Source organism: Glutamicibacter sp. Je.9.36, from assembly GCF_051129975.1.
In the GTDB taxonomy this organism is placed as follows: domain Bacteria; phylum Actinomycetota; class Actinomycetes; order Actinomycetales; family Micrococcaceae; genus Glutamicibacter.
In genome coordinates, this window is sequence record NZ_JBCPSN010000003.1 from 165,950 (window position 1) to 188,022 (window position 22,073).

The following is a 22,073-nucleotide window of genomic DNA, read 5'->3' on the forward strand; positions in this document are numbered from 1 at the left end:
AATGATTTCAAAGATATATGAATCTCGTTCCTATTCACTTGCTCTCGATATTCGCGCCGAAAGGGGCTATCGTGAATAACAAGTGCTTGAGATACGGAATTTGGCTCCCATAACACGGAGCGGAATTCTCCGCTTTCTTCCACTTATTGGGGAACTAACAACTTGTGGCTAGGTCGTCAATTGGAGGTTGGGTAATGTCAGGTCGATTCATGCGTTCGAAGACAGCAGAACTGGTCAGCGAAGTGATCGGTTCAAGGCAAGGTCGGGCGCAACTCAGTTCACATGGTTGGGTCCAAGGAATGCCTATTGTCATTGCGCAACCTGAGGAAACAGTCAACGACGTCATGTCGCTCGTGGCCGCGCACCAGCCGCCAGCTCTGATCGCTACTCTCGATCCGGAGAACAACGATTTGTGGTTCCTGTATGTATCCATCGGTTGCACAGCGTTGAAGGTTGTAGATCCGCTGGCAAGCCACACTACGGTTTCCCAACTCTACAAAACTGCAATGGGTTCCAGCTTCTTGACTTTCAGGATCGCGCAAATGGCGACGAGTTCCATGGTCCATGCCATTGAACCCCAGCATGTCCAGCACTACGCCGGATACCCGCCAATCGACACATCAGCAGCTAGCGGCCGCTAAAGCTATCACTTGCCGGCGAGGATCAGGTCAGAGCCGAGCTTGATGATCAGTGCCGAAACGACGATCACGAAAACAATGCGAATAAAGGCGCTGCCCTTTGAGATCGCCATGCGCGCCCCGAGATAGCCTCCGAGCATATTCATCACGCCCATGGCCAGGCCTAATGCGACTAGGACGTGCCCCGTGGGGATGAAGAGCAGCAGAGCACCTGCGTTGGTGCAAAGGTTGACGATCTTCGCCTTGGCGGAGGACTGCAAGAAGTTGTAGCCCAGCACTGTCACCATGGCGATGATCAAGAACGATCCAGTCCCGGGACCGATCATCCCGTCGTAGCCGCCAATCAGCAGCCCAATCAGGATGGCTCGAAGATAATGCCCATGCCCGGCGTAGCGCAGGCGTGACAGCTCTCCGGCTTTGGGCTTCAGGATCGTGAACAGCAGCACCGCAATGAGCGCTGCGATAATGATGGGCTGAATGGCTCCAGAGGGAAGAATTGTGGCCAGCGCAGCTCCGCCGAAGGCACCGAGCATGGCAGTCAATGCCATCGGAATAGCGGTCTTCAAATCCGGGCTGGTGCGCCGGTAGTACGTCACCGCGCTGGTAGCCGTTCCGAAGATTGAGCCCAGCTTATTCGTGGCCAGCGCCTGCACCGGCGTGATGCCGGGGAAAAGAAGCAGCGCGGGCAATTGAATCAGGCCGCCACCGCCAACTACCGCGTCAATCCATCCAGCGCCCAAGGCTGCAAGAAGCAGCAGCACCAGGGGCCAGAAGGAGACGGGTTCACCGTTGACGGACAGCAATTCCAAGATCTCTTGCACCGCGCTACTCCCCTATTCAGTTATTGGCTACAGCCTTTTAGGCGCTCAGCTCAGCGACAACGTCCTCGACCTTGACATCGCGGCGTTCGCCGGTGGCACGATCCTTGACCTCAACTACGCCCTCAGCAAGTCCACGGCCCACAACAACGATGGTTGGAATGCCGATCAGTTCTGCATCCGAGAACTTCACGCCCGCGGAAACCTTTGGACGGTCATCCAAGATAACTTCCAAACCGGCCGATTCAAGTTCTGAGGCCAACTTCGCAGCAGCCTCAAGCAGCTCTGGGCCCTTGCCGGTAACGACCATGTGGACGTCGGCTGGAGCAACCTGCTTTGGCCATGCCAGACCGTTTTCGTCATGGTAAGCCTCGGCCAGTGCTGCTACCGCACGGGTGACGCCAATGCCGTAGGAGCCCATGGTGACAACCTTCAGCTTGCCGTTCTGGTCCAGGACCCGCAGATCCAGAGCCTCAGCGTACTTGCGGCCAAGCTGGAAGATATGACCCATTTCGATACCGCGTTCGGTGCGCAATGGGCCGGAGCCGTCCGGTGCCGGGTCGCCCTCTAGCACGTTGACCGACTCGATGGTGCCGTCAAAGCCGAAGTCGCGCTCGGCCACCAAGCCGAAAACGTGCTTGCCCTTTTCGTTGGCGCCGGTGATCCACGAGGTACCGGATACTACGCGAGGATCAACCAGGTAGGTGATGCCGCTGGTGCCTTCGGTACCCAGAACAGCCTGATCCAGGCCGTTGCCTGGGCCGATGTAGCCGGCAATCAATTCCGGGTGCTTGGCCAAGTCTTCACCGCTAGCGGCTTCAACCTGGACCTCGCCGATGATGCCCAGCGGGGCACCCACGGTAGCTTCGACACGCTTCAGGTCCACCTGGCGGTCGCCTGGAACACCGATGACTACCAACTGGCGGTTGCCTTCTGGATCGGTCACCGCCAGGACAACGTTTTTCAGGGTGTCCTTGGCTTCCCAAGCACCGGACTCGCGTGGGCGCAGCTCGTTGGCCGCGGCAACCAGCGTCTCGATGGTCGGGGTATCCGGGGTATCGACAACATCGAACGCAGGCGCGTTGGCGTAATCGATGGACGCTGGCACTACGGTGGTGACAGCTTCCACGTTGGCTGCGTAACCGCCGGCCGAACGGACGAAGGTATCCTCGCCAATAGCCGTTGGATGCAGGAATTCCTCGGACTTGGAGCCGCCCATGGCACCAGCCTGCGCGAAGACCGGAATAACTTCCAGTCCCAGGCGCTCGAAGATCTTCAGGTAGGCGCCGCGGTGAGCCATGTAGGCTTCGTCCAGGCCTTCATCATCGATGTTGAAGGAGTACGAATCCTTCATGATGAATTCGCGGCCACGCAGCAGGCCCGCGCGTGGACGTGCTTCGTCGCGGTACTTGTTCTGGATCTGGTAAAGGTAGACCGGAAGATCCTTGTACGAGTTGTACAGATCCTTCACCAGCAGCGTGAACATTTCCTCATGGGTTGGTGCCAAGAGGTAGTCTGCATCTTTGCGGTCCTTGAGACGGAACAGGCCTTCGCCGTATTCGGTCCAACGGCCGGTCTGTTCGTAAGGTTCACGTGGCAGCAGCGCTGGGAAGTGGACTTCCTGGCCGCCGATAGCGTTCATTTCCTCGCGAACAATAGCTTCAACGCGCGCAAGGACCTTCAAACCCAACGGCAACCAGGTGTAGATGCCCGGGGCCGCACGACGGATGTAACCGGCGCGTACCAACAACTTGTGGCTGGCGACTTCGGCGTCAACCGGATCTTCACGCAAGGTGCGCAAGAAGGTAGTGGAAAGCTTCAAAACCACTCGGGGTGTCCTTTTCCGTCCGTCGACTTCAGAAATATTTTCGGATGCCGACTAGCTATGCAAAATCAAATGGGTTTTGGCCGCAAAATTGGCCTTAATCAATGCTACAGCTTTCGGCCACTTCCCAATAAATTCAAGGGCTTGCGCGGAATCGTGTTGCGTGCCCGGGGCCGGATGCGGGCCCCTGGATAGATGGTGGGCGCTGCAGGGTTCTGTTTCGTTGAGTCGCTGCCAGCAAAGGACATCCCAGTCGGGTGCCAGTTCCCCGCCGATTTGTACTTGCCAGCACCCATGGCGGGGCTTACGCGGAAGCATGGTGCAGCTGGCTTGGCTGCGGCGCGCTGGCAGGTGCACCGGCGCTGTTGCGGCATCCTCGATCTGCGCCGATTCAATAACTGCGCAGGTGCCAGGAGCATGGGAATCATGGTTCATCCGGCTTTCCGTTCAATTCGTTGTGCGATTTCCATGCCGTTGCAGTTGAACGAAACGTCCGGATAAGGCTCGAAAACCGCCACGTGGCAGACGCGCGGGTGACCCGGAGGAAGCGCCATACAGCGCTTGCTCCGGGTCCAGGAAGCCGATTCACGGGCAGGGAAACGGTTTTATCAGGATTGATGATAGGTTTCGGCGAGCGCATACACCGGAGTTCCGATGCCCTCGTACCGTGCCTTGATCTGCAAGCCCAGATACTTCGAATAATGCCTGGACTGGTGCAGGTTGCCTCCGTGGAACCAGAGGTTCTTGACCTTGGTGGGCTTCCACATATTGCGCAGTTCCCCCTGCCATGGACCCGGATCCTTGGCGGTTCCCGACCCCAGGCCCCAGCATTTTCCGACTTCATCCGCGACTTCCTGGGAGATGAGCTTCGCCGCCCATCCGTTCATCGACCCGTAACCGGTGGCGTAGACCACCGCGTCCGCCGGCAGCCGAGTGCCATCGGCCAGCACCACCGATTCTTCGGTCAAGTGCGATACCTCGCCATGGGCCAAAGCAATCGATCCGTCGGCCACCAGCTCGCTGGCACCGATGTTGATGTAGTACCCCGAGCCGCGGCGCAGGTACTTGAGGAACAGCCCTGAACCGTCGTCGCCGAAGTCCAGCTCGAATCCCGCATCCTCCAGCGACTTGTAGAATTGCGCATCTTCCTGCTGGATTTTCTCGAAGACCGGCTTATGGAATTCCGGGAGGACTTTGTACGGGATGGAGGCGAAGATCAGGTCTGCCTTGTTGTGGTCTATGCCGGCAGCGAGGGCTTCTTCCGAGTACAGTCCGCCCAGCACATGCTTCATCAGCGATTCTGAACGCACAATATGCGTGCTGGAACGTTGCACCATAGTCGACTTGGCCCCGTTTTGCACCAGATCCGCGCAGATATCGTGTGCGGAGTTGTTGGCGCCGATAACCACGACGTTCTTGCCCGCGTACCGTTCGCCGCCTGGATGCTTGGAGGAATGATTCTGCTCGCCTTTGAAGATCTCGGCTCCCGGGTACTGGGGAATGTTCGGAATACCGGACATGCCAGTGGCCAGCACCAGCTGGGTGGGACGCAGGGTCAACGGTACTCCGTCGCGTACTACCTCGACGATCCACCCCTCTCCTTCCGGATCCTGCCGGGCGCTGGTCGCTTCAGTCAGTGACCAATAGTCCAGCTCCATGAGCTTGGTGTAGCTTTCCAGCCAATCCCCCATCTTGTCCTTGGGCGTGAACACCGGCCAGTGGTCGGGGAAATCAATGTAGGGCATATGGTCATACCAGACCGGATCGTGCAGCGCCAAGGAATGGTAGCGCGAACGCCATTGGTCACCGGGACGCGGATGCCTATCGATGACCAAGGCAGGAACACCCATGCGCTTGAGCCGAGCGGCCAAGCCTATGCCGCCTTGGCCGCCGCCGACAATCAGCGTGTAGGGCTGGTCGGTGATCCCCAGGGACTGCTGCTGCGCGGTGCGTCGATCAAGCCAGTTTTCCTTGCTCATCGCTACGCCGTGCTCGGCGCCCAGTTCGCGGCGCGGTCCAGCAGGTTCAGGGAATTTGCGCAGGCCCTGCGCGGTGCTCAGCAGGGTCCAGGCCTTCCCATCGCGCAAGCGGAGTAATCCAAGCCCGTTGAATGCGTCGTTCTCGAACGTGTACCAGGCTTCAATGACGCCGTCAGCCTCTTGTGCGCTGGTGACTTCGATGTTCCGCGGCCACGCGCCTCGTTCAACGCCAAGCAGCATCTTCTCGATCCCGTCACGGCCCTCGCTGGTGTGAAGGTTCCATGTCATCGAGGCCAGATCCCGCCAGTAGCACTCCTCCGAAAATAGCTGCACAGCTGCTGGCGCGTCACCCGCTTCCAACGCTATCTGCAAGGAATGGAACCAGCTCCGGGCTTGCAAGAACCAATCGTTGTCAGGCATTTGCATCTCATCTCTTCATCGGGATTCAATGGATGGCCGTTCGGGCCCTCCGCGACTAATGAAAGAATATGATCTGCGTCACAAAAGAAAACCGTTGCAATAGGTTGCAGTTGCTCCGGGATTGCTAGTGGCTGCTCACCGGGACCACGATCCGGTAGGGACGTGAGGCGATCAGGCCACGCAGCTTGGAGCGCAAGCGGGATATCTCGGCACGGATGGTGACGTTCGGCGTATCCGCAGGCCACAGGGTCGCCAACTGCGCTGAGCTCACTCCGTGAGGGTTCGCAGCCAGCAGCTCAAGGATCTGCCAATGCTTCGCGCTCAAGTTGATGCGCGTCGCCCCACCGGGCGAATGGACAATAGCCTGCAGAGAAGCTCCTGCGTACAGCTGGAGGCTCACCTGGCCTTCTGCCCTTTGCAGCAGCCAGCCTCCCGGTGTCCGCCGCGCATCAATTGATCCCAGCCCGGAAATCCAGTTCCGCCCTTCTTCCATGGACATCGGCAAATTGAGCTTGGATCCAACACTGTAGCCTTGGGCGGCGGCTATGGAGCCTTGCACGTCAACTAGGACGTACTCGCCTTCGGGCAGCTGGGTGGAAAGCTGGAGCTTCTGCATTTTTAAGGCATGCTCGGTTTGCAGGAATAATTCTGCTTCTCGGGCCACGGATGAGACCAGAGCCAAGGAGTGCGGATGCGCCGTGCGGAACGAGCCTGCCAGCGTGATCGTGCCAATCAGAGCCGAGGTGGCAGGATTCATGACCGGCGCCGATGTGCAGACCCAGTTGTGCTGTTCTTCCCGGGCATGCTCCGGGCCGAAAATCTGCACCGGGGCACGCTCGGCCATTGCCGCGCCGATCCCATTAGTGCCCACGTCGCTTTCGCGCCAGCGTGCACCGGCGACAAATCCGATGCCGTCACTTCGGCGGCGTACCGCAGAGGGCCCGAGCACCCAGAGCACGAATCCTTGCCCGTCGGAGATGACCAGCTGGTTTCCCGCCTGGGTGGCCAAGGAGAGCAAACGCTCCTTGAAGAGCTCGACCAGTCCGTTGAGTTCTTCGTTGGCCTGCCTGCGCTCGCGTATTTCAGAAGTATCCAAAGGAACGATATCTGTTCCAAGCTTGCCGGCCCTGGACCATGAACGAGCCACCACTGGCCGCACTACTTCAGGGATGCACGCACCTTCGGCCCAGAGCTGATGCAGGGACTTCAAGCTTCGGGCTTTGCGCGTCGGATCCTCGCCCGCAGTCAAGGCAGCCTCGATGGATTTGCGTGGCGCACTGTGTTCCAGGGTCATCCATTGAGAATGCCATGTCGACGAGGCGATGAAAAGGAATTCAGCCACTTCTCTTTCAAATCACGACATGGTGAAGGCCCCGAGATGCTGATTCAGGATCAGCTTCCCGGGGCCCATGGCCTCATCAGCGACGCCTCAGCGCCGAAACTGATTATTGGGCGTTCTTGGCTTCAGCCAGAGTCTTCTCGGCCAATTGCGTTGCCTGCTCTTGCAGTCCTTCGGAGCCTGGCTGCCCGATGACATTGACCAGGACATAGGTCGAACCGTCCAAAGCCTGGACATTCACGCTGTCCTGGACTGCTTTTCCGCTCATTAAAGTGGTCGTGGAAATGGCCAATTCATGTGGAGCCTGCGTATCGGCATCCAGCACCTTGGACTCAATATCGAGCTTCTGGCCTCCGGACTCCACTTGCATCGTGGAGCATTTGCCGAAGTCGTCGAACTCCAGCAGACTAGCAATGGTTTGACTTGTTGCATCGTCCTTCAAGGACAGCAACTGCACCGTGGTACTGCCTGCAGATTCAGCCACGACGCCTGCTGCCGCATAGGCCTTGCTGAGATCCGTGAAGCTGTTCTCCTTCTGCAGATCGGCGCATTCCTTGGGAGAGACGCTTTCAGCAAAGGCGCTAACGTCCAAGCCTTCTTGCTGCTGCTGCAGCGTGTCGTTGTCGAACACCTGGGCGCTGTCTTGGCCCTCCATTACCTTGTCGATGACGGCTTTGACCTGCGTGGCATCGAGAACCGTACCGGATGCCCCCTCGGATTCACTGCTTCCAGCGGAATCTGCAGTGCCGCCGGTTTCGGTGTCTGAACTGGCGCATCCGGTCAAAGCCAGGGCAATTGCTACGGGCAACACCCAAATTGAGCGCTTCTTCATGGTGACTTCCTCACGTCGATGACAATTGATCATCTTCAGTATTTCACAATACGTTGGAAATAAAAGTACTTTCGGGGGGCGATGCTGCGATTCGATTTGAGCACGTAATCACCCCAGTTGCCGGCACTGGCAAAGCTCGGTAGCACGATCGGAACGGCACGTCGTCAAAGCCACTCACCCTCTGCGGGCGGCAGTCAGCGCCCGGCGGCTGCAAACGAACGTATCGCGAAAGTATTGGGCATGGACCAGGGACAAGCTACAGGTTCTGCTCAGCATTGGTGATTCGGAAATCTGCGAACCACTCCGCCCGGGCAGGTGGGCAGAATCATTGCCATGTCGCACGGCAAGGCAATGGCGTAGCCACGGCCAGGAAAGTCCGCGTCTGCGCTGGGCATGTTGCGCTCACGTTGGAACCCGGTTCTTAAACCATGGCTCGAGTCGACGCAAAAGATGCACCAACGCTGCTGCGGATGGGATCACGCGGGTGCCTTCAGCGCAGTCCTATTGCACCGATTTGATCTCAGCGAATGCCCGATCCGCCAGGTTTACTGCCTCTCCAGCCAATTCTGCAGGCTGTTGCGAGCCGGTTTGCAAGGTGACCAGGACGAAGTCGTTCCCGTCCAAGGCCTGCACGGCAACCGAGGTCAAAATCTGGCCGCCACCGGCATCCATTTGAGTGGACATTGTCAACGACTGCTCTGCTTGCACATCCAGTGCTAGGATCTGGCGTTCGGCTTGGATCTCCTGGCCCCCTTGATCGATGGCGACTGTCTTGCAGTCTTCGAGATCATCCAGCGTCAAGGCCTGCGCTACTCTCTTTCGCGTCGCCTCATCGGTCAGGGAAAACACCTGCACCACCTTGCCCACTGCCTCCGAGGAACTGGTTGCAGTGGCTGCGACAGAGCCGGTCAGATCCGTGACCGTATATTCGGCATTCATGTCGGCGCATTTTTCAGGCTTGATGCCGCTTGGCAAGTTCGCATCCTTGGCAACAGCCAACTGCTTTTGCATTTGCTCGTTGCCAATGACCTGCACAGCCTTGTCGTCTTCTACAATCTTGGAGGCGATGCTCTCGACTTCCTCTGCCGACAGCGCATCCCCGACGGACTGCTCCGCTGGCTGGCTGGGATCCTCCGATGGTGCTTGCGATTCCAGGGAAGCGGAGGGCTCCGGACTCGATCCCGAAGAGCAGCTGGTCAAAGCCATCGCAATGGCCAAAGGCAGTGCCCAGAAGGCTGAACGCTTAATCATAGTTTTCTTCCTGTCGTTGCCGACCGGCACATGCGTGTGAAGATCAGCGTGGCGCTCTAGTTCAATTGTTCCAGCAACGCGTGTATGGTCTCAGTTGCCGCCGTCAGCTGCTCGGCCGCCGAGTCCTTCGAAGTCGGTTCTTGCAGGCCAATCAACACGTTCGATGTTGCCGAACGGACAATCAGTTGCTGTTCCGTCGACGAGCCGTTGCTACTGGTTACCACATAGCTTTCATTCATTTCGGCTGGAGAATCGATCGGCTGCTTCGCCAGGTGGTAGGCCCGCGATTCATTGCCGGATTTCACGGTGTACCGGGAGCATCCGGCGTTCTCTTCCAATTTGGCTTTCCACTGTTCCTTCAAGGTTTCCTCGTCGTTGAACAGGGCCACGGTCAAATAGCCATGTTGATATTCGATGGCTCCCATCGTGGAATTCTTCAATTGCTCTGTAATCGGAGCTGCAAAAGTCACGCCGCATTTGCTGGGATTGACTTCCATGTTTTCCATCCACTCTTGCGCTACGGGAATGCTGGAGCGGAGCGCCCGGTCATCGAAGACTTTGGCCTTGGGCAAACCGTTTCCGAATTCGGTAAGCCTGGTCTCAAGTTGCTGGGCATCCATTTGCACCAGCGGCAGCGAGTTCGGAGATGGAGAGCTTTCTCCTCCACCGGAGCACGATGCTAACATCGGGATTGCCAGCAAGGCGAGCACGGCCGGAATCTTCTTGATAGTGATTGCTGCTGACACTATTCTCCCCGTCCGTGGTTATAACACCTACGAGTGTATGAGATTCGGATGCGCATGCCCCGCATTAAGAAGCCTCAGGGACATTTAACCAGCGGCACGCTAGAACAGGATCGTTGCGAAGGTGCCGACCTGTTCAAAGCCGATGCGCTGATAAGTCTTGATTGCAGCGGTGTTGTAGTCGTTGACGTACAGGCTCACTACAGGAGCGAACTGCATCGCGTAGTCCACCGTGGAGGCCATGTAGCCGGCAGCTAAGCCTTGGCCGCGATACATCGGGTTCACCCAAACACCTTGGATTTGCACTACTTCGTCGGTGACGGTGCCTAAATCAGCCTTGAAAATCACGTTGCCGCGCTGGTCGCAGTCCATGAGCGTGTGCCCCTCACGAATTAACTGGCGGACACGGTTGCGGTAGAAGCTTCCCCCGTTTTCCAACGGCGAATATCCAAGTTCTTCTTCGAACATGGCAGCGCTGGCAGGCAGGACTAGGTCGAATTCCTGAACCTGAGCCGGCCGAATCCGGTTGCGGCGAATTCTCTCCGGGATTTGGGTGATGGCCATTAACGGCTGATTTTCCCGGACATCAAAAATTTCTTGCGGACCAGCCCGCAAGACGTCATGCATGGCCAGAACTGTTTCTGCCGGTCCGAATACCGAGGCGAATCGCTGTCGGGAATCGATGGCATGCATGGCGTACTTCTGGGCATCGGACTCCGGCATGGCGGTGGGCGCCATGTTGGCGCCCACCCAGCATGCCGATTCAAGACCTTCGCTGCCGTCCAAGCCAACGATGTGCGCAAACCCGTCTGGGACCGCTGACCGGTGGATGCTCACCTGCGAACGGGTGAATATATTGGCGACGGGGTCGCGATCGAGCAGCTCAATGAGGGCTGTCGTATCACGACGGCCCAAGATGCGCGGCTCTCCCTCGACGCTCCGGCGGCTAGTTCTAGCTGACGGAGACCATGGGAGAACCCGAGGAAGGATTCTCGTCATTGTCCAGTCCCATTTCTGCTGCCAAACGGTTGGCTTCTTCAATCAAAGTCTCAACAATTTGATCTTCCGGGACGGTCTTGATGACTTCGCCCTTAACGAAGATCTGCCCCTTGCCATTGCCGGACGCAACGCCGAGGTCAGCGTCGCGGGCTTCGCCCGGTCCGTTGACAACGCAGCCCATTACGGCCACGCGCAGTGGAGCCTTCATGCCTTCGAGCCCAGCGGTAACCTGCTCGGCCAAGGTGTAGACGTCCACCTGGGCACGACCGCAGGACGGGCAAGAAACGATGTCCAGCTTGCGGGGGCGCAGGTTCAGCGATTCCAGAATCTGGTTGCCGACCTTCACCTCTTCTACCGGTGGAGCGGACAGCGATACGCGAATGGTGTCGCCAATGCCCTTGGAGAGCAGTGCACCGAAAGCGGTGGCGGACTTGATGGTGCCCTGGAACGCTGGACCGGCTTCGGTCACGCCCAGGTGCAGTGGCCAGTCCCCCCGTTCAGCCAGCATCTCGTAGGCGCGGACCATGATCACAGGGTCGTTGTGCTTTACCGAGATCTTGAAGTCATGGAATCCGTGCTCTTCAAACAGGGAAGCTTCCCAAACAGCTGATTCAACCAGCGCTTCAGGGGTGGCCTTGCCGTACTTCTGCAGCAAGCGGCGATCCAGCGAGCCAGCATTGACACCGATGCGAATGGAGGTGCCGTGGTCCTTGGCGGCCTGCGCGATTTCCTTGACCTGGTCATCGAACTGGCGGATATTGCCGGGATTCACGCGCACCGCGCCACAGCCTGCTTCGATGGCAGCGTAGACGTACTTTGGCTGGAAGTGGATATCGGCAATCACCGGGATCTGCGACTTCATCGCAATGATCTTCAGTGCTTCCGCATCCTTATCCGTTGGGCAGGCCACACGCACGATGTCGCAGCCGGCAGCGGTCAGCTCGGCAATCTGCTGCAAGGTGGCGTTGATGTCGTGGGTCTTGGTGGTAGTCATCGACTGAACCGAAATCGGCGAGTCGGAGCCGACACCTACGGATCCAACCTGGAACTGGCGAGTCTTGCGACGTGGTGCGAGTACCGGCGGTGGGCCTGCCGGCATGCCTAGGCTGACCGAAGTCAATGGACGCCTCCGAATAGATTGTGGGTATTTCTCTAGTCCAAGTATGTCACCGTATCGCGGTGAGCGGGTACTCATGCGAGAAAGGCCACGGTTACCGTGGCCTTTCTTGCACTATTGAGCTTCCGGTGATCGTGAAAACCTAGTTGGCTTCGGCGATTTCCTTGATGCTGCTGAGCACGCCAGAGACCTGCTCGACAACTTCAGCGTCATCCTTCGGGTGCAGTTCAGCGAAGCGTACTACCGAGTTAGGGATAGCCAGCTTGACGTTTTCCAGCACGTTGGCGCCGGCGATGTTCAGTGCCTTGCGCGCTTCGTCCTGCGCCCAGACGCCACCGTACTGTCCGAAAGCGGTGCCAACGACCACGGTTGGCATGTCCTTGAGCGCACCGGCACCGAAGGGGCGGGACAGCCAGTCAATGGCGTTCTTCAGGACAGCTGGCATGGTGCCGTTGTACTCAGGAGTGACCAGCATCAGCGCATCGGCGTCACCGGCTGCGTCGCGCAGGGCCTGGGCGGCGGCAGGAACGCCACCTTCCACGTCGTGGTCCTCGTTGTAGAAAGGAATGTTCTCCAAGCCGCTGAACACGGAAACTTCCATGCCTTCAGGTGCGTTGTGCGAAGTGGCTTCGGCCAGCTGCTGGTTGGTCGAACCGTTGCGCAGGGAACCGACGAGGGTGAGGACCTTGGTGGTCATAGGGTGTTCTCCTAAAGGCAGAAATAATAGAAAGCTGACGCTTCACCTACTTTCAACCGTTTCCCCACCCCAACCATTCCGTGCAGCAAAGTGACATGAAGCACAGTAGCCGATCGCTGGGATCAGTCCATCCCTGGTTTGCGGCGAAGTTGCTTGGTGGCTGAGCGAGTAGCTTTGGCGCTCAGCCTGCGCCGGTGAGAACCGCGGGTAGGTTTCGTTGCCTTGCGTGCCGGTGCATCCGGCGCCAGCGCTTTTTCCACGATGCGCCCCAACTTCTCTTGGGCGAGCTGGCGGTTGCGCCATTGCGATCGCTCTTCGGAAGCAGTCACGACGATGGCCCCGGCCACCAAGCGAGGTCCGAGCTTCGCCAGCAGGCGCTGACGCTGCCAGTCGGACAAGGCCCGCGAAGCGCCAATTACCCAGGTGAGTTCCACCCGGGAGTCCGAGGTATTCACATGCTGCCCGCCGGGGCCCGAGGAACGGGAAAAATGCCAGTTCAGCTCGGCTGCAGGGATCGCCAGCGTTGACGTGATCTGCACATCCATGATGTTTTCCACTTCCTCTCCCCTACCAGTCTGCGCCATCCAAGCCGTTTAATGCAGGCAGCCTCCGCTGTTCTCGGAAAAGAACAGCGGAGGCTGGTGCAAGGTACCTATCGCCTAGGACGCGAAATCCTCCAGCAGGCCAATTACCGGGTTCCATTCGGTGACGGTGGCCGCGCCGACTCCGCCAACCTTCTGGAAAGGATCATTGGAAAGCACTTCGTCCAGCGCAGCTTGCGATTCTGCCGCGAAGATCAATAGCGCGCCGTCGTTGACCGGGGTCGGCCCCGAAGCAAGAAGGCGTACCGCACCTTCGCCGAGGAAGCCGCAAAGGTACTGGCGGTGTGCTGGACGGTGTTCGTTGCGCAGCTCGGTGGAGTTCTCGGCGTACGCGTATTCAACAGCAAAAACAGTCATGCCTACAGCATATTTCTCCCTGCTTAGAACAGCTGTATCGGCTTGAAGATATCCGCATATATTAAGAGCCCGCCCATGACCAGCATCGCTACCACCACGACATAAGTCAGCGGCAAGAGCTTGACCGTGTCGACAGGCCGTACCTTCTTGATTCTGAAGATCCTGGCAACTGTGCGCTTCAGCCCCTCATACAGCGCGCCCACCACGTGGCCGCCATCCAGCGGCAGCAGCGGGATCAGGTTGAAGGCGAACAGGGCCAAGTTCAAACCGCCTACCAATGACAGCAAGGTTGCGAATTTGTCAGCTACCGAGATGGAATCCTCCGCGCTGATCTCTCCGGCAATGCGTCCAACGCCCACGATGGACACCGGCCCATTCGGGTCGCGTTCCTCATTGCCGAAAGCCGCTTGGGCGACATCCACCATGCGCTGGGGCAGGTGCAAGATGACATCGCCAATTCTCAGCAGCTGATCCCCGATCACGCCGGGAACCGCGCTCAGAGGCTGGGTCAGGTCCCGCTGCAAGGAGCCCATCCCGACGAAACCGACCTTGGTCATGATGTATTCGCCCTGCTCATCGAGCAGCACGTAGCCATTTTCGTCGGTCGCCGGGCGTTCGGTCAGGTACGGAGTCAGCTCGGTGGTGCGAATCTGCCCGTCGCGGGCATAGTCCAGGGTGACGGGTTCTCCTGGATGATCGCGGATGACATCGGTGAGCTTATTCCATTCAGCTTCCGCAACGGCGGTGCCGTTTACCGCGGTGATCGTGTCCCCTGGCAGGAGGCCTGCCTCGTAAGCCGGCGCTGGGACATCCTTGTCGGTGCATTCGGCCTGCTCTGCGTTCTGTGCGCTGGCGATGCACTGGTACACCTCGGAGACTGTGGTGGTTGGCGTAGCCTGGCCGAAGCTGGTCAGCACGATGCCGATCACCACGAACCCGATGACCAAGTTCATGATTGGGCCACCGAGCATGATGATGACGCGCTTGTAGATCGGCAGCTGGTAGAACAGCCGGCCTTCATCGCTGGGCAGCACGTTCTCGTTGGCCTGCGAGCGTGCGTCATCCACCATCTGGCCGAAGACCTTCTGGAAGAGATTCGGCTTCTTCCCGGAAGCATCCGAGACGACTTGGTCGCGTGGCGGGTACATGCCCACCATCGAGATGTAGCCGCCCAGGGGCAGGGCCTTGATGCCGTATTGCGTTTCGCCACGCTTGAAGGAAACCAGCGTTTTGCCGAAACCGATCATGTACTGCGGAACGCGCAGCTTGAACAGTTTCGCGGGTACCAGGTGCCCGATTTCATGCAGCGCAATGGACAGCCCGACGGCTACCACCATGAATAGGACGCCGCCGATGAACAGCAATGCACTCATGCTTTGGCCTCGATGATCTTCGTTGCATGGGCGCGGGCCCAACGGTCTGTTTCCAGCACTGTTTCGACCGATAGCGCTGCGCTCATCGGGGTGTACTCGTCCAAGGCCCGCTCCACGGTCTCAACGATGTCGGTGAAGCGGATCTTTCCATCATGGAAGGCATCCACTGCGATTTCGTTGGCGGCGTTATAGACAGCCATATGCGTTCCCGAGGACGCTGCGGCCTGCTTGGCAAGCTTTACAGCGCTGAAGACCTCCTCATCCAGTGGTTCGAAGGTCCAGCTTGCTGCGGTGGAGAAATCGCAAGCCTTCGCGGCACCGGCAACCCGATGCGGCCAATTGATGCCCAAGGCGATCGGCAGGCGCATATCCGGCGGGGATGCCTGGGCGATCACCGAACCGTCGATGAACTCCACCATCGAGTGAATGATGGACTGGCGATGCACCACAGGCTCGATCTTTTCCAGTGGCACGTCGAACAGCAGGTGGGCTTCGATGACTTCCAAAGCCTTGTTGACCATGGTGGCCGAGTTGGTGGTGACCATGCGCCCCATGTCCCAGGTTGGATGAGCCAGTGCCTGGGCGGGGGTGACATCGCGCAGCTGCTCATGGCTGTAGCCGAAGAATGGACCGCCAGAGGCAGTCACCAGCAGCTTGGCCACTTCCTCGGGCGCGCCAGAGCGCAGGGCCTGGGCGAGGGCTGAGTGCTCGGAATCAACGGGCGAGATCTGGCCTGGTGCCGCGATCCGCTTGACTACCTGGCCTCCGATGATCAGGGATTCCTTGTTGGCCAGCGCCAGCAGGTGGCCGGCTTCCAAGGCAGCAATGGTCGGGGCTAGGCCAATGGCACCGGTGATGCCATTGAGCACCACGTCGGCCTCGGCGAAAGCGGCAACCTCGGTTGCCGCATGCGCGCCGGCCACCAGCTCGGGAGTGTATCCGGTTACCGATGCATCCTCTGCAGCTCGCTTAATGGCCGCGGCAAGCTCCTCTTTGGATTCCACGGCGCTGCCAACGAGCGCAGGGCGGTGCTTAATTGCCTGGCGAGCCAGTAATTCAAGGTTGTACCCACCGGACAGCGCTGCCACGGAGAATTGTCCGGATGCGTTTTCGATGACGTCCAGTCCCTGCGTGCCGATGGAACCAGTGGAACCGATCAGGCTGACGCGACGGGGATGTCCGGCTGGAATGAAAGTTTTCTGGGAGCTCACCCTACCCATTATGGTTCGTTTTACTGTGAGCGCCCAAAGAGCGCCACACCCCAAAATCAGGATGCAGCGCCCCCTCTGGGAAGAATCAGAGACCTAAGCTGCGGGCAATGAGCATCTGCTGGACCTGCGTGGTTCCTTCGCCGATTTCCAGGATCTTCGAATCGCGGTAGTGCCGTGCAACCAATGACTCATTCATGAATCCGTAGCCGCCAAAGATCTGGGTAGCATCACGGGCGTTATCCATCGCCGCTTCGCTGGCAATCAGCTTGGCATGCGCGGCTTCGATCTTGAAGTCCTTGCCGGCGAGCATCTTCGCCGCCGCCGCGTAGTAGGCCAGACGGGCCGTGTGGGCGCGCGAAGCCATGCGAGCGATCATGAAGGAGATGCCCTGGTACTGGCCGATGGCCTGGCCGAAGGAAGTCCGGGTCTTGGCATACTTCACCGCCTCGTCGAGGCAACCCTGGGCGGCTCCGGTGGCCAACGCCGCGATGGCGATACGTCCCTCATCGAGGATTTCCAAGAAGTAGGCGTATCCGCGTCCGCGCTCGCCAAGCAGGTTCTCCTCCGGAACGCGCACGCTGCTGAAGCTCAGCGGATGGGTGTCACTGGCACGCCAACCCACCTTGTCGTAGGCCTTCTCCGCGGTGAATCCTTCGGTTCCCGTCGGCACGATGATTGCCGAGATTTCCTTCTTGCCGGTTGCTTCGTCGACACCGGTGACAGCTGTGGCCGTGACGAGGGAAGTGATGTCGGTACCGGAGTTGGTGATGAATTCTTTGGCGCCATCGATAACCCATTCGCCATTTTCCAGTTTCGCTTTGGTCAAGGAAGCTGAGGCGTCGGAGCCTGCCCCGGGTTCGGTCAGGCCAAAACCGGCCAAGCGTTCGCCGGCGGCCAGGGCTGGCAGCCACTTCTGCTTCTGGCCCTCGCTGCCAAAGCGGTAGATCGGCATCGCGCCCAGGGAGACGCCGGCTTCGAGAGTGATGGCTACCGACTGGTCAACCTTGCCCAGTTCTTCGAGCGCCAGCGCGAGGTGGAAGTAGTCGCCGCCGGAACCGCCGTATTCTTCGGAGACTGGCAGCCCGAAGAGGCCCATCTGCCCCATCTGCTTGACGATGTCATAGGGGAACGCATGGTTGGCATCGTTCTGCGCGCTCTGCGGGGCTACGACTTCCTGGGCGAATTCGCGGACCATGTCGACCAGGTCTTGATACTGGTCGTCGAGTTCGAGATCAATCATCAGGCTCTCTCTTCGTTGAGGGACGAACCGGCACCGGCTGCGGGGTGTGCATAAACCGGTGGCGGTCATGTTCTGCGCCAGGTGCGTGAGTTTCTTGGAAGCACACGCCGCGACGCGTATGGTTAATATTTATTAACTGGTTACTGCCTACGGGTGGGTAAACAGCTACATTTTTGACATTAGTGGCAGCGGTCACACTTGTCCAGACCGAGGCTTGGCAAACGTAAGGAGTTGATTGTGTTGGCGAGCAAATACCAGTCGCTCAATGAACCGACAGAGCGTGAGCGCGCCAAAGCTGAACGACGAGAAGCACTCTTGCGCGAAGCCACTCGACTGTTCGCTTTGAATGGCTACGCCGGTGTTTCGCTGGAAGATCTGGGCGCTGCCTGCGGCATCTCCGGTCCGGCCGTGTACCGGCATTTCGCCGGCAAGCAGGCGGTGCTTATCGCTCTGCTAGTAGATATGTCCAAAGATATCTATGCCGGGGGTTGCACGGCCACGGAAGCCGGCGGCACTCCCCTGGAGGTGCTTTCGCGTCTGGTTGATTTCCACACTGACTTCTCGCTGTCCCGCCCGGATATTTTGCAGGTCCAGGACCGCGATTTGAAATCGCTCCCGAAGGCCGAACTGGCATTAGTCCGCAAACTCCAGAACTCCTATATCGGGCTTTGGACTACGGAACTGGCCAAATTGCATCCCATCGGAAGCAAGCAGTCGCACAGATTCCGCGCGCACGCCGTCTTCGGCTTGCTGAACTCGACTGCTCATTCCGCCCACTCGCCGAGGACTAAAAAGTCCGGCCTGAAGCCGTTATTGTCCAACATGGCACTCGCCGCACTCACTTCCCCGGTAGTGTAGGTTTCAAGCCATTGTTTACTGGTGTGCCAATACCGGCACGCTGACCCACACGATTGAAAGGCCTTTATCGTGCAGCTACGAGAAGTCCGCCCTTCCGACTTGGACGCATTCTTCGCTCATCAGCAAGAACCCGAGGCGAACCTCATGGCCGCTTATCAAGCGCGTAACCCAGCCGACCGCGCGGTATTCGACCACCACTGGAACTCGATTCTGAACGATCCGAATGTTCTGGTTCGCACCATCGAGCATGAGGGCGAAGTCGTTGGATCCATTCTGGTCTTCGACGGCGAAGTACCAGAGATCAATTTCTGGACTTCGACCAAGTACTGGGGCAAGGGACTGACCACCAGCGCGGTAGACACCTTCCTCGCCGAATACACCAAGCGCCCATTGACCGCGCATGTGGTCCAGGACAATCTAGGTTCCATCAAGGTCCTGGAACGCCGAGGGTTCAAGACCGTTGGCACCGAGCAGATCTTCTCCAACGCCCGCGCAGAGGTCGTTACCGAAAACGTCATGCAGCTGGACTAGATTCCAAAAGATAAGCAAAAGCTGGCTCTCGGCAGAGAGCCAGCTTTTGCCTATTAACGGGCCTCTACCGCCGAGGTTCCCTTGGTCCTTTTCCTGGATCAGCATCTTTCCGCGCCCGGCGCAAAGCCCCAGGCAGGCGCCTGCGGGTTCCGCCCGAACTGATTTTCTGCTGCACCGATCCGCGCAAGAACGCCAGTGCGGGTCATCCTGTGATTCCTGCAGCGATCAGCGTTGAGCCCGAAGCATTCCCTCTCGTTCAGCTGGTCCAAGTTCCGCCGCCCAGCACCTGCTCGTAAGCCCGTAGGCCCGCAAGTACTTGTATCGCTTTCCCGGACCGAGGCCGGATCCGGGGAATCGGCTTTCGCCATGTCCAGCTCTCCCGGGCAGACGAAAAGGGGCCCGCTTCCAGTGAAAGATCTGGAAACGAGCCCCCTTATTCGTCGTTCAGCTCAGCATCTACTTCGTGCTGTTCAGCAAGCGCCAAGCCTCACGGCGTACTGCCTGCTCATGCGGATCCGGCACCGGAGCCGCGGCCAACAGGCGTTTGGTGTAGTCGTGCGTTGGGGCATGCAGCACGGTATCCACCATGCCCTGCTCAACCGCCCTGCCTGACTGCATCACTACTACCGCATCAGCCAGCATGTCAACGACAGCCAAATCATGGCTGACAAAGAGGCACGCGAAGTTGAAGTCCCGTTGCAGGTCCTGCAGCATTTCCAATACGACTGCCTGAACCGAAACATCCAAAGCACTAGTTGGCTCATCGGCAATCAGCAGCTCGGGGTTCAAGGTCAACGCGCGAGCAATGCAAACACGTTGACGCTGGCCGCCTGAGAGCTCGTGGGGGTATCGGTTGATCACGTTGCGCGGCAGCTTCACCGCATCGAGCAGTTCTTCAGCACGCTTGATGCGCCCTGCTTTGCTGCCAACCTTGTGAACCACCATTGGTTCGGTGATGCAATCGCCAATAGGGAAACGCGGGTTCAAGGATGCTGCCGGGTCCTGGAAGATGACGCCGATTTTCTTGCGAACCGCACGGGCTTCCTTCGGGGAAAGTTTCGGCAGATCATGGCCCTGGACCGACAAGCTGCCGCTAGCCACAGGCAACAAGCCGAGCACCGCCTTGGCGATGGTGGATTTGCCAGAGCCGGACTCGCCCACAATGCCTAGGACTTCGCCCTTGGCAATATCGAAGCTCACCTCTTCCACGGCGCGGAAGATCTTTCCCCGCATGTCGTATTCCAGTACGAGGTCCTTGGCTTCCAGCACCAGCTCGCGGCCGGGAGGCGCAGTTTCTAAGCTGTGCGGGGGCGTCGCAGTAGTAACAGCCGGAGCAGACAAGCGCGGTACCGCGGCCAGCAGGCGCTGGGTGTATGGATGTTCCGGGCGCAGCAGAACTTGCTCCACGGTGCCGGTCTCGACGAGGTTGCCCTGGAACATCACGGCCACTTCATCGGCCATATCCGCGACAACACCCATGTTGTGGGTGATCAGCAAGATGCCGGTATTCAGTCGATCCTTCAGCTCGCGCAGCAGATCGAGAATTTCAGCCTGCACCGTCACATCCAGTGCGGTAGTTGGCTCATCGGCGATGATCACCTTGGGATCGCAGGATATCGCCATGGCAATGACGATACGCTGGCGCTGGCCGCCGGAAAACTGGTGCGGGTACTGCTTGACGCGCTTGGCGGGATCCGGGATGCCCACCATGTCCAGCAACTCGATGGCCCGGTCGGTTGCTTCCTTGCCATAGGCGATGTCGTGCAGTTCCAGCGCTTCAGTCAACTGCCGCTCAATGGTCAGCACCGGGTTCAGCGCAGTCATGGGCTCCTGGAAGACCATCGCGATGTCGGTGGCACGCATCTTGCGCAGCTTGCCTTCGTCCAGGCCAACCACGTTGACGTTGCCGACCTTGGCGGCACCTGAGACATTGGCGTTTTCCGGCAGCAGGCCCATCGCCGCAGTTGAGGTGACGGACTTGCCGGAACCGGACTCGCCAACCAGCGCCACGACCTGCCCGGGGCGGACAGTCAAGGACAAGCCCTTGACTGCGTGGACGTCTGCACCACCGGTGGCAAAGACGACGTTGAGGTCGGTGAAGCTCAGCGCGTAGCCGTCTGAGCCTTGTTCGTTCATTGGTGCTGCGTGGCTCATGGCTTCTCCTTGCGGGTTGGAAGGGCGAACAGGCCAGCGCGGCGGCGGCGCTTCTTTCCGATTTGGCGCGGGTCGAACGCATCGCGCAAGCCGTCACCCAAGAAATTCACCGACAGGGCGATGGTAACGATGATCATGCCTGGCCACCAGAACAAATACGGGCGGGTGGTGAAGGCGTTCTGGTACTGGCTGATCAGCAGGCCCAGCGAGGATTCTGGAGCCTTCACGCCGAAGCCCAGGTAGGACAGCGAGGACTCCAGCAGGATCGCGCCAGCGATCGCGAAGGTTGCGTTCACGATGATCACGCCCATGGTGTTGGGGATCAGGTGCTTGAAGATCACGCGGCTGGTCTTCGAACCCATGGCCTGGGCGGCAGCAACGTATTCGCGTTCGCGCAGCGAAAGGATTTCACCGCGCACCAGTCGGGCCAAGCCGGTCCAGGTCACCAGGCCGAGCACGAGGGCCAGGATGATGATGGAACCGGTTGATGCACCAGCCATCTTGCCCAGAACAGCGGCCAGGACCAGCAATGGGATCACGATGAACAGGTCAGTGATGCGCATCAGGATTTCGTCGACCCATCCGCGGAAGTAGCCGGCAACAGCACCGATGACGGTTCCCAGGACAGTGGCGACCAAGCCGACCACAACGCCGATAATGATGGACTTCTGCGTGCCGTTCATGACCAGGGCGAAGTAGTCCTTGCCGACCGAGTCCTGCCCGAAGGGGTGCTCGCCGATGCGGATGCCTTCGCCGCCGAGCCAAGTGGGGACCAGGCTCAAGGTCGGCTTGCCGCCATCCACAACGGCGCCAGCGTGGTAGAAGTTCTGTCCCCACCAGCCGGGGATCGGTCCCCAGCCAATGGAGCTGAAAGCGAAAACGGTGATGACGACCAGGATCACTGCGGAAATCATCGCCGGCTTGTGGCTGACGAAGCGCTCGAGAACAATGCGTCCCTGGCTCTTCGGCTTTTCGTGGATTTGGGCCAGCTTGGCGTCTTCCACCTCGGCCACGGAATTCAGGTTCTGCGGCTCGTTCTCGTTCAAGTTCTTGTTCGGGGTGCTCATCGCTGGTCCTTAGGGTTGCAGG

The 22,073-nt window shown here is 59.0% G+C and carries 20 protein-coding genes; 3 read left to right on the plus strand and 17 right to left on the minus strand.

Annotated features, from left to right (window positions below):
• Positions 1–299 precede the first annotated feature (299 nt).
• Entirely contained in the window at positions 300–641 is a 342-nt protein-coding gene (locus AAZQ98_RS09080; protein WP_400290375.1) for a hypothetical protein, read from the plus strand.
• Between the two features lie 5 nt (positions 642–646).
• Here the strand turns inward: AAZQ98_RS09080 and AAZQ98_RS09085 are convergent, their stop codons facing one another.
• The 15 genes from AAZQ98_RS09085 to AAZQ98_RS09155 all read right to left on the minus strand — a co-directional run bounded on the left by AAZQ98_RS09085 (position 647) and on the right by AAZQ98_RS09155 (position 17,441).
• Positions 647–1,459, minus strand: coding sequence for a TSUP family transporter (locus AAZQ98_RS09085; protein ID WP_434691564.1), 813 nt, complete (start codon positions 1,457–1,459; stop codon positions 647–649).
• A 37-nt stretch (positions 1,460–1,496) separates the two neighbouring features.
• The gene (locus AAZQ98_RS09090; protein WP_434691566.1) at positions 1,497–3,284 is read right to left on the minus strand and encodes a proline--tRNA ligase; all 1,788 of its coding nucleotides are present in this window, start codon (positions 3,282–3,284) and stop codon (positions 1,497–1,499) included.
• A 605-nt stretch (positions 3,285–3,889) separates the two neighbouring features.
• Positions 3,890–5,680 (minus strand): NAD(P)-binding domain-containing protein, encoded by a 1,791-nt coding sequence (locus AAZQ98_RS09095; RefSeq protein WP_434691568.1) that lies wholly within the window; start codon positions 5,678–5,680, stop codon positions 3,890–3,892.
• A gap of 124 nt (positions 5,681–5,804) precedes the next feature.
• Positions 5,805–7,022: a GAF domain-containing protein gene (locus AAZQ98_RS09100; RefSeq protein WP_434691569.1), complete on the minus strand. Its 1,218-nt coding sequence runs from the start codon at positions 7,020–7,022 to the stop codon at positions 5,805–5,807.
• Positions 7,023–7,125: 103 nt separating this feature from the next.
• The gene (locus AAZQ98_RS09105; RefSeq protein ID WP_434691572.1) at positions 7,126–7,851 is read right to left on the minus strand and encodes a hypothetical protein; all 726 of its coding nucleotides are present in this window, start codon (positions 7,849–7,851) and stop codon (positions 7,126–7,128) included.
• A 501-nt stretch (positions 7,852–8,352) separates the two neighbouring features.
• On the minus strand, positions 8,353–9,102 hold the full coding sequence (locus tag AAZQ98_RS09110) for a hypothetical protein (RefSeq protein WP_434691574.1): 750 nt from the start codon (positions 9,100–9,102) through the stop codon (positions 8,353–8,355).
• Between the two features lie 56 nt (positions 9,103–9,158).
• On the minus strand, positions 9,159–9,812 hold the full coding sequence (locus AAZQ98_RS09115) for a hypothetical protein (protein WP_434691575.1): 654 nt from the start codon (positions 9,810–9,812) through the stop codon (positions 9,159–9,161).
• Positions 9,813–9,947: 135 nt separating this feature from the next.
• The gene (locus AAZQ98_RS09120; protein WP_434691576.1) at positions 9,948–10,760 is read right to left on the minus strand and encodes a GNAT family N-acetyltransferase; all 813 of its coding nucleotides are present in this window, start codon (positions 10,758–10,760) and stop codon (positions 9,948–9,950) included.
• Between the two features lie 37 nt (positions 10,761–10,797).
• Positions 10,798–11,964 (minus strand): flavodoxin-dependent (E)-4-hydroxy-3-methylbut-2-enyl-diphosphate synthase, encoded by a 1,167-nt coding sequence (ispG, locus tag AAZQ98_RS09125; RefSeq protein ID WP_105657267.1) that lies wholly within the window; start codon positions 11,962–11,964, stop codon positions 10,798–10,800.
• A gap of 139 nt (positions 11,965–12,103) precedes the next feature.
• Positions 12,104–12,658 (minus strand): NAD(P)H-dependent oxidoreductase, encoded by a 555-nt coding sequence (locus tag AAZQ98_RS09130; protein WP_105657266.1) that lies wholly within the window; start codon positions 12,656–12,658, stop codon positions 12,104–12,106.
• 122 nt (positions 12,659–12,780) lie between these two features.
• Positions 12,781–13,203 carry an alternative ribosome rescue aminoacyl-tRNA hydrolase ArfB gene (arfB, locus tag AAZQ98_RS09135; protein WP_105661823.1) on the minus strand — a complete coding sequence of 141 codons (423 nt, stop codon included), beginning with the start codon at positions 13,201–13,203 and terminating at the stop codon, positions 12,781–12,783.
• Positions 13,204–13,317: 114 nt separating this feature from the next.
• Positions 13,318–13,617 (minus strand): YciI family protein, encoded by a 300-nt coding sequence (locus AAZQ98_RS09140; protein WP_400290364.1) that lies wholly within the window; start codon positions 13,615–13,617, stop codon positions 13,318–13,320.
• A gap of 23 nt (positions 13,618–13,640) precedes the next feature.
• Positions 13,641–14,990: a M50 family metallopeptidase gene (locus AAZQ98_RS09145; RefSeq protein ID WP_434691578.1), complete on the minus strand. Its 1,350-nt coding sequence runs from the start codon at positions 14,988–14,990 to the stop codon at positions 13,641–13,643.
• Positions 14,987–16,210 carry a 1-deoxy-D-xylulose-5-phosphate reductoisomerase gene (gene dxr, locus AAZQ98_RS09150; protein WP_105661821.1) on the minus strand — a complete coding sequence of 408 codons (1,224 nt, stop codon included), beginning with the start codon at positions 16,208–16,210 and terminating at the stop codon, positions 14,987–14,989. The genes AAZQ98_RS09145 and dxr overlap by 4 nt, the downstream gene beginning before the upstream one ends.
• 76 nt (positions 16,211–16,286) lie before the next feature.
• Positions 16,287–17,441, minus strand: a complete 1,155-nt coding sequence (locus AAZQ98_RS09155) for an acyl-CoA dehydrogenase family protein (RefSeq protein WP_105657262.1) — start codon at positions 17,439–17,441, stop codon at positions 16,287–16,289.
• A gap of 237 nt (positions 17,442–17,678) precedes the next feature.
• Here AAZQ98_RS09155 and AAZQ98_RS09160 point away from each other — a divergent pair, with 237 nt between their 5' ends.
• Together AAZQ98_RS09160 and AAZQ98_RS09165 are read left to right on the plus strand one after the other, a co-directional pair.
• Complete coding sequence (locus AAZQ98_RS09160; RefSeq protein ID WP_434691580.1) at positions 17,679–18,299, plus strand: TetR/AcrR family transcriptional regulator; 621 nt, start codon at positions 17,679–17,681, stop codon at positions 18,297–18,299.
• A 69-nt stretch (positions 18,300–18,368) separates the two neighbouring features.
• The gene (locus AAZQ98_RS09165) at positions 18,369–18,830 is read left to right on the plus strand and encodes a GNAT family N-acetyltransferase (protein WP_105657260.1); all 462 of its coding nucleotides are present in this window, start codon (positions 18,369–18,371) and stop codon (positions 18,828–18,830) included.
• Between the two features lie 456 nt (positions 18,831–19,286).
• On the opposite strand, the gene AAZQ98_RS09170 is transcribed toward AAZQ98_RS09165, so the two are convergent.
• Positions 19,287–20,984 (minus strand): ABC transporter ATP-binding protein, encoded by a 1,698-nt coding sequence (locus tag AAZQ98_RS09170; RefSeq protein WP_434691581.1) that lies wholly within the window; start codon positions 20,982–20,984, stop codon positions 19,287–19,289.
• Positions 20,981–22,051 carry an ABC transporter permease gene (locus AAZQ98_RS09175; RefSeq protein ID WP_434691582.1) on the minus strand — a complete coding sequence of 357 codons (1,071 nt, stop codon included), beginning with the start codon at positions 22,049–22,051 and terminating at the stop codon, positions 20,981–20,983. The genes AAZQ98_RS09170 and AAZQ98_RS09175 overlap by 4 nt, the downstream gene beginning before the upstream one ends.
• Positions 22,052–22,073: the final 22 nt, after the last annotated feature.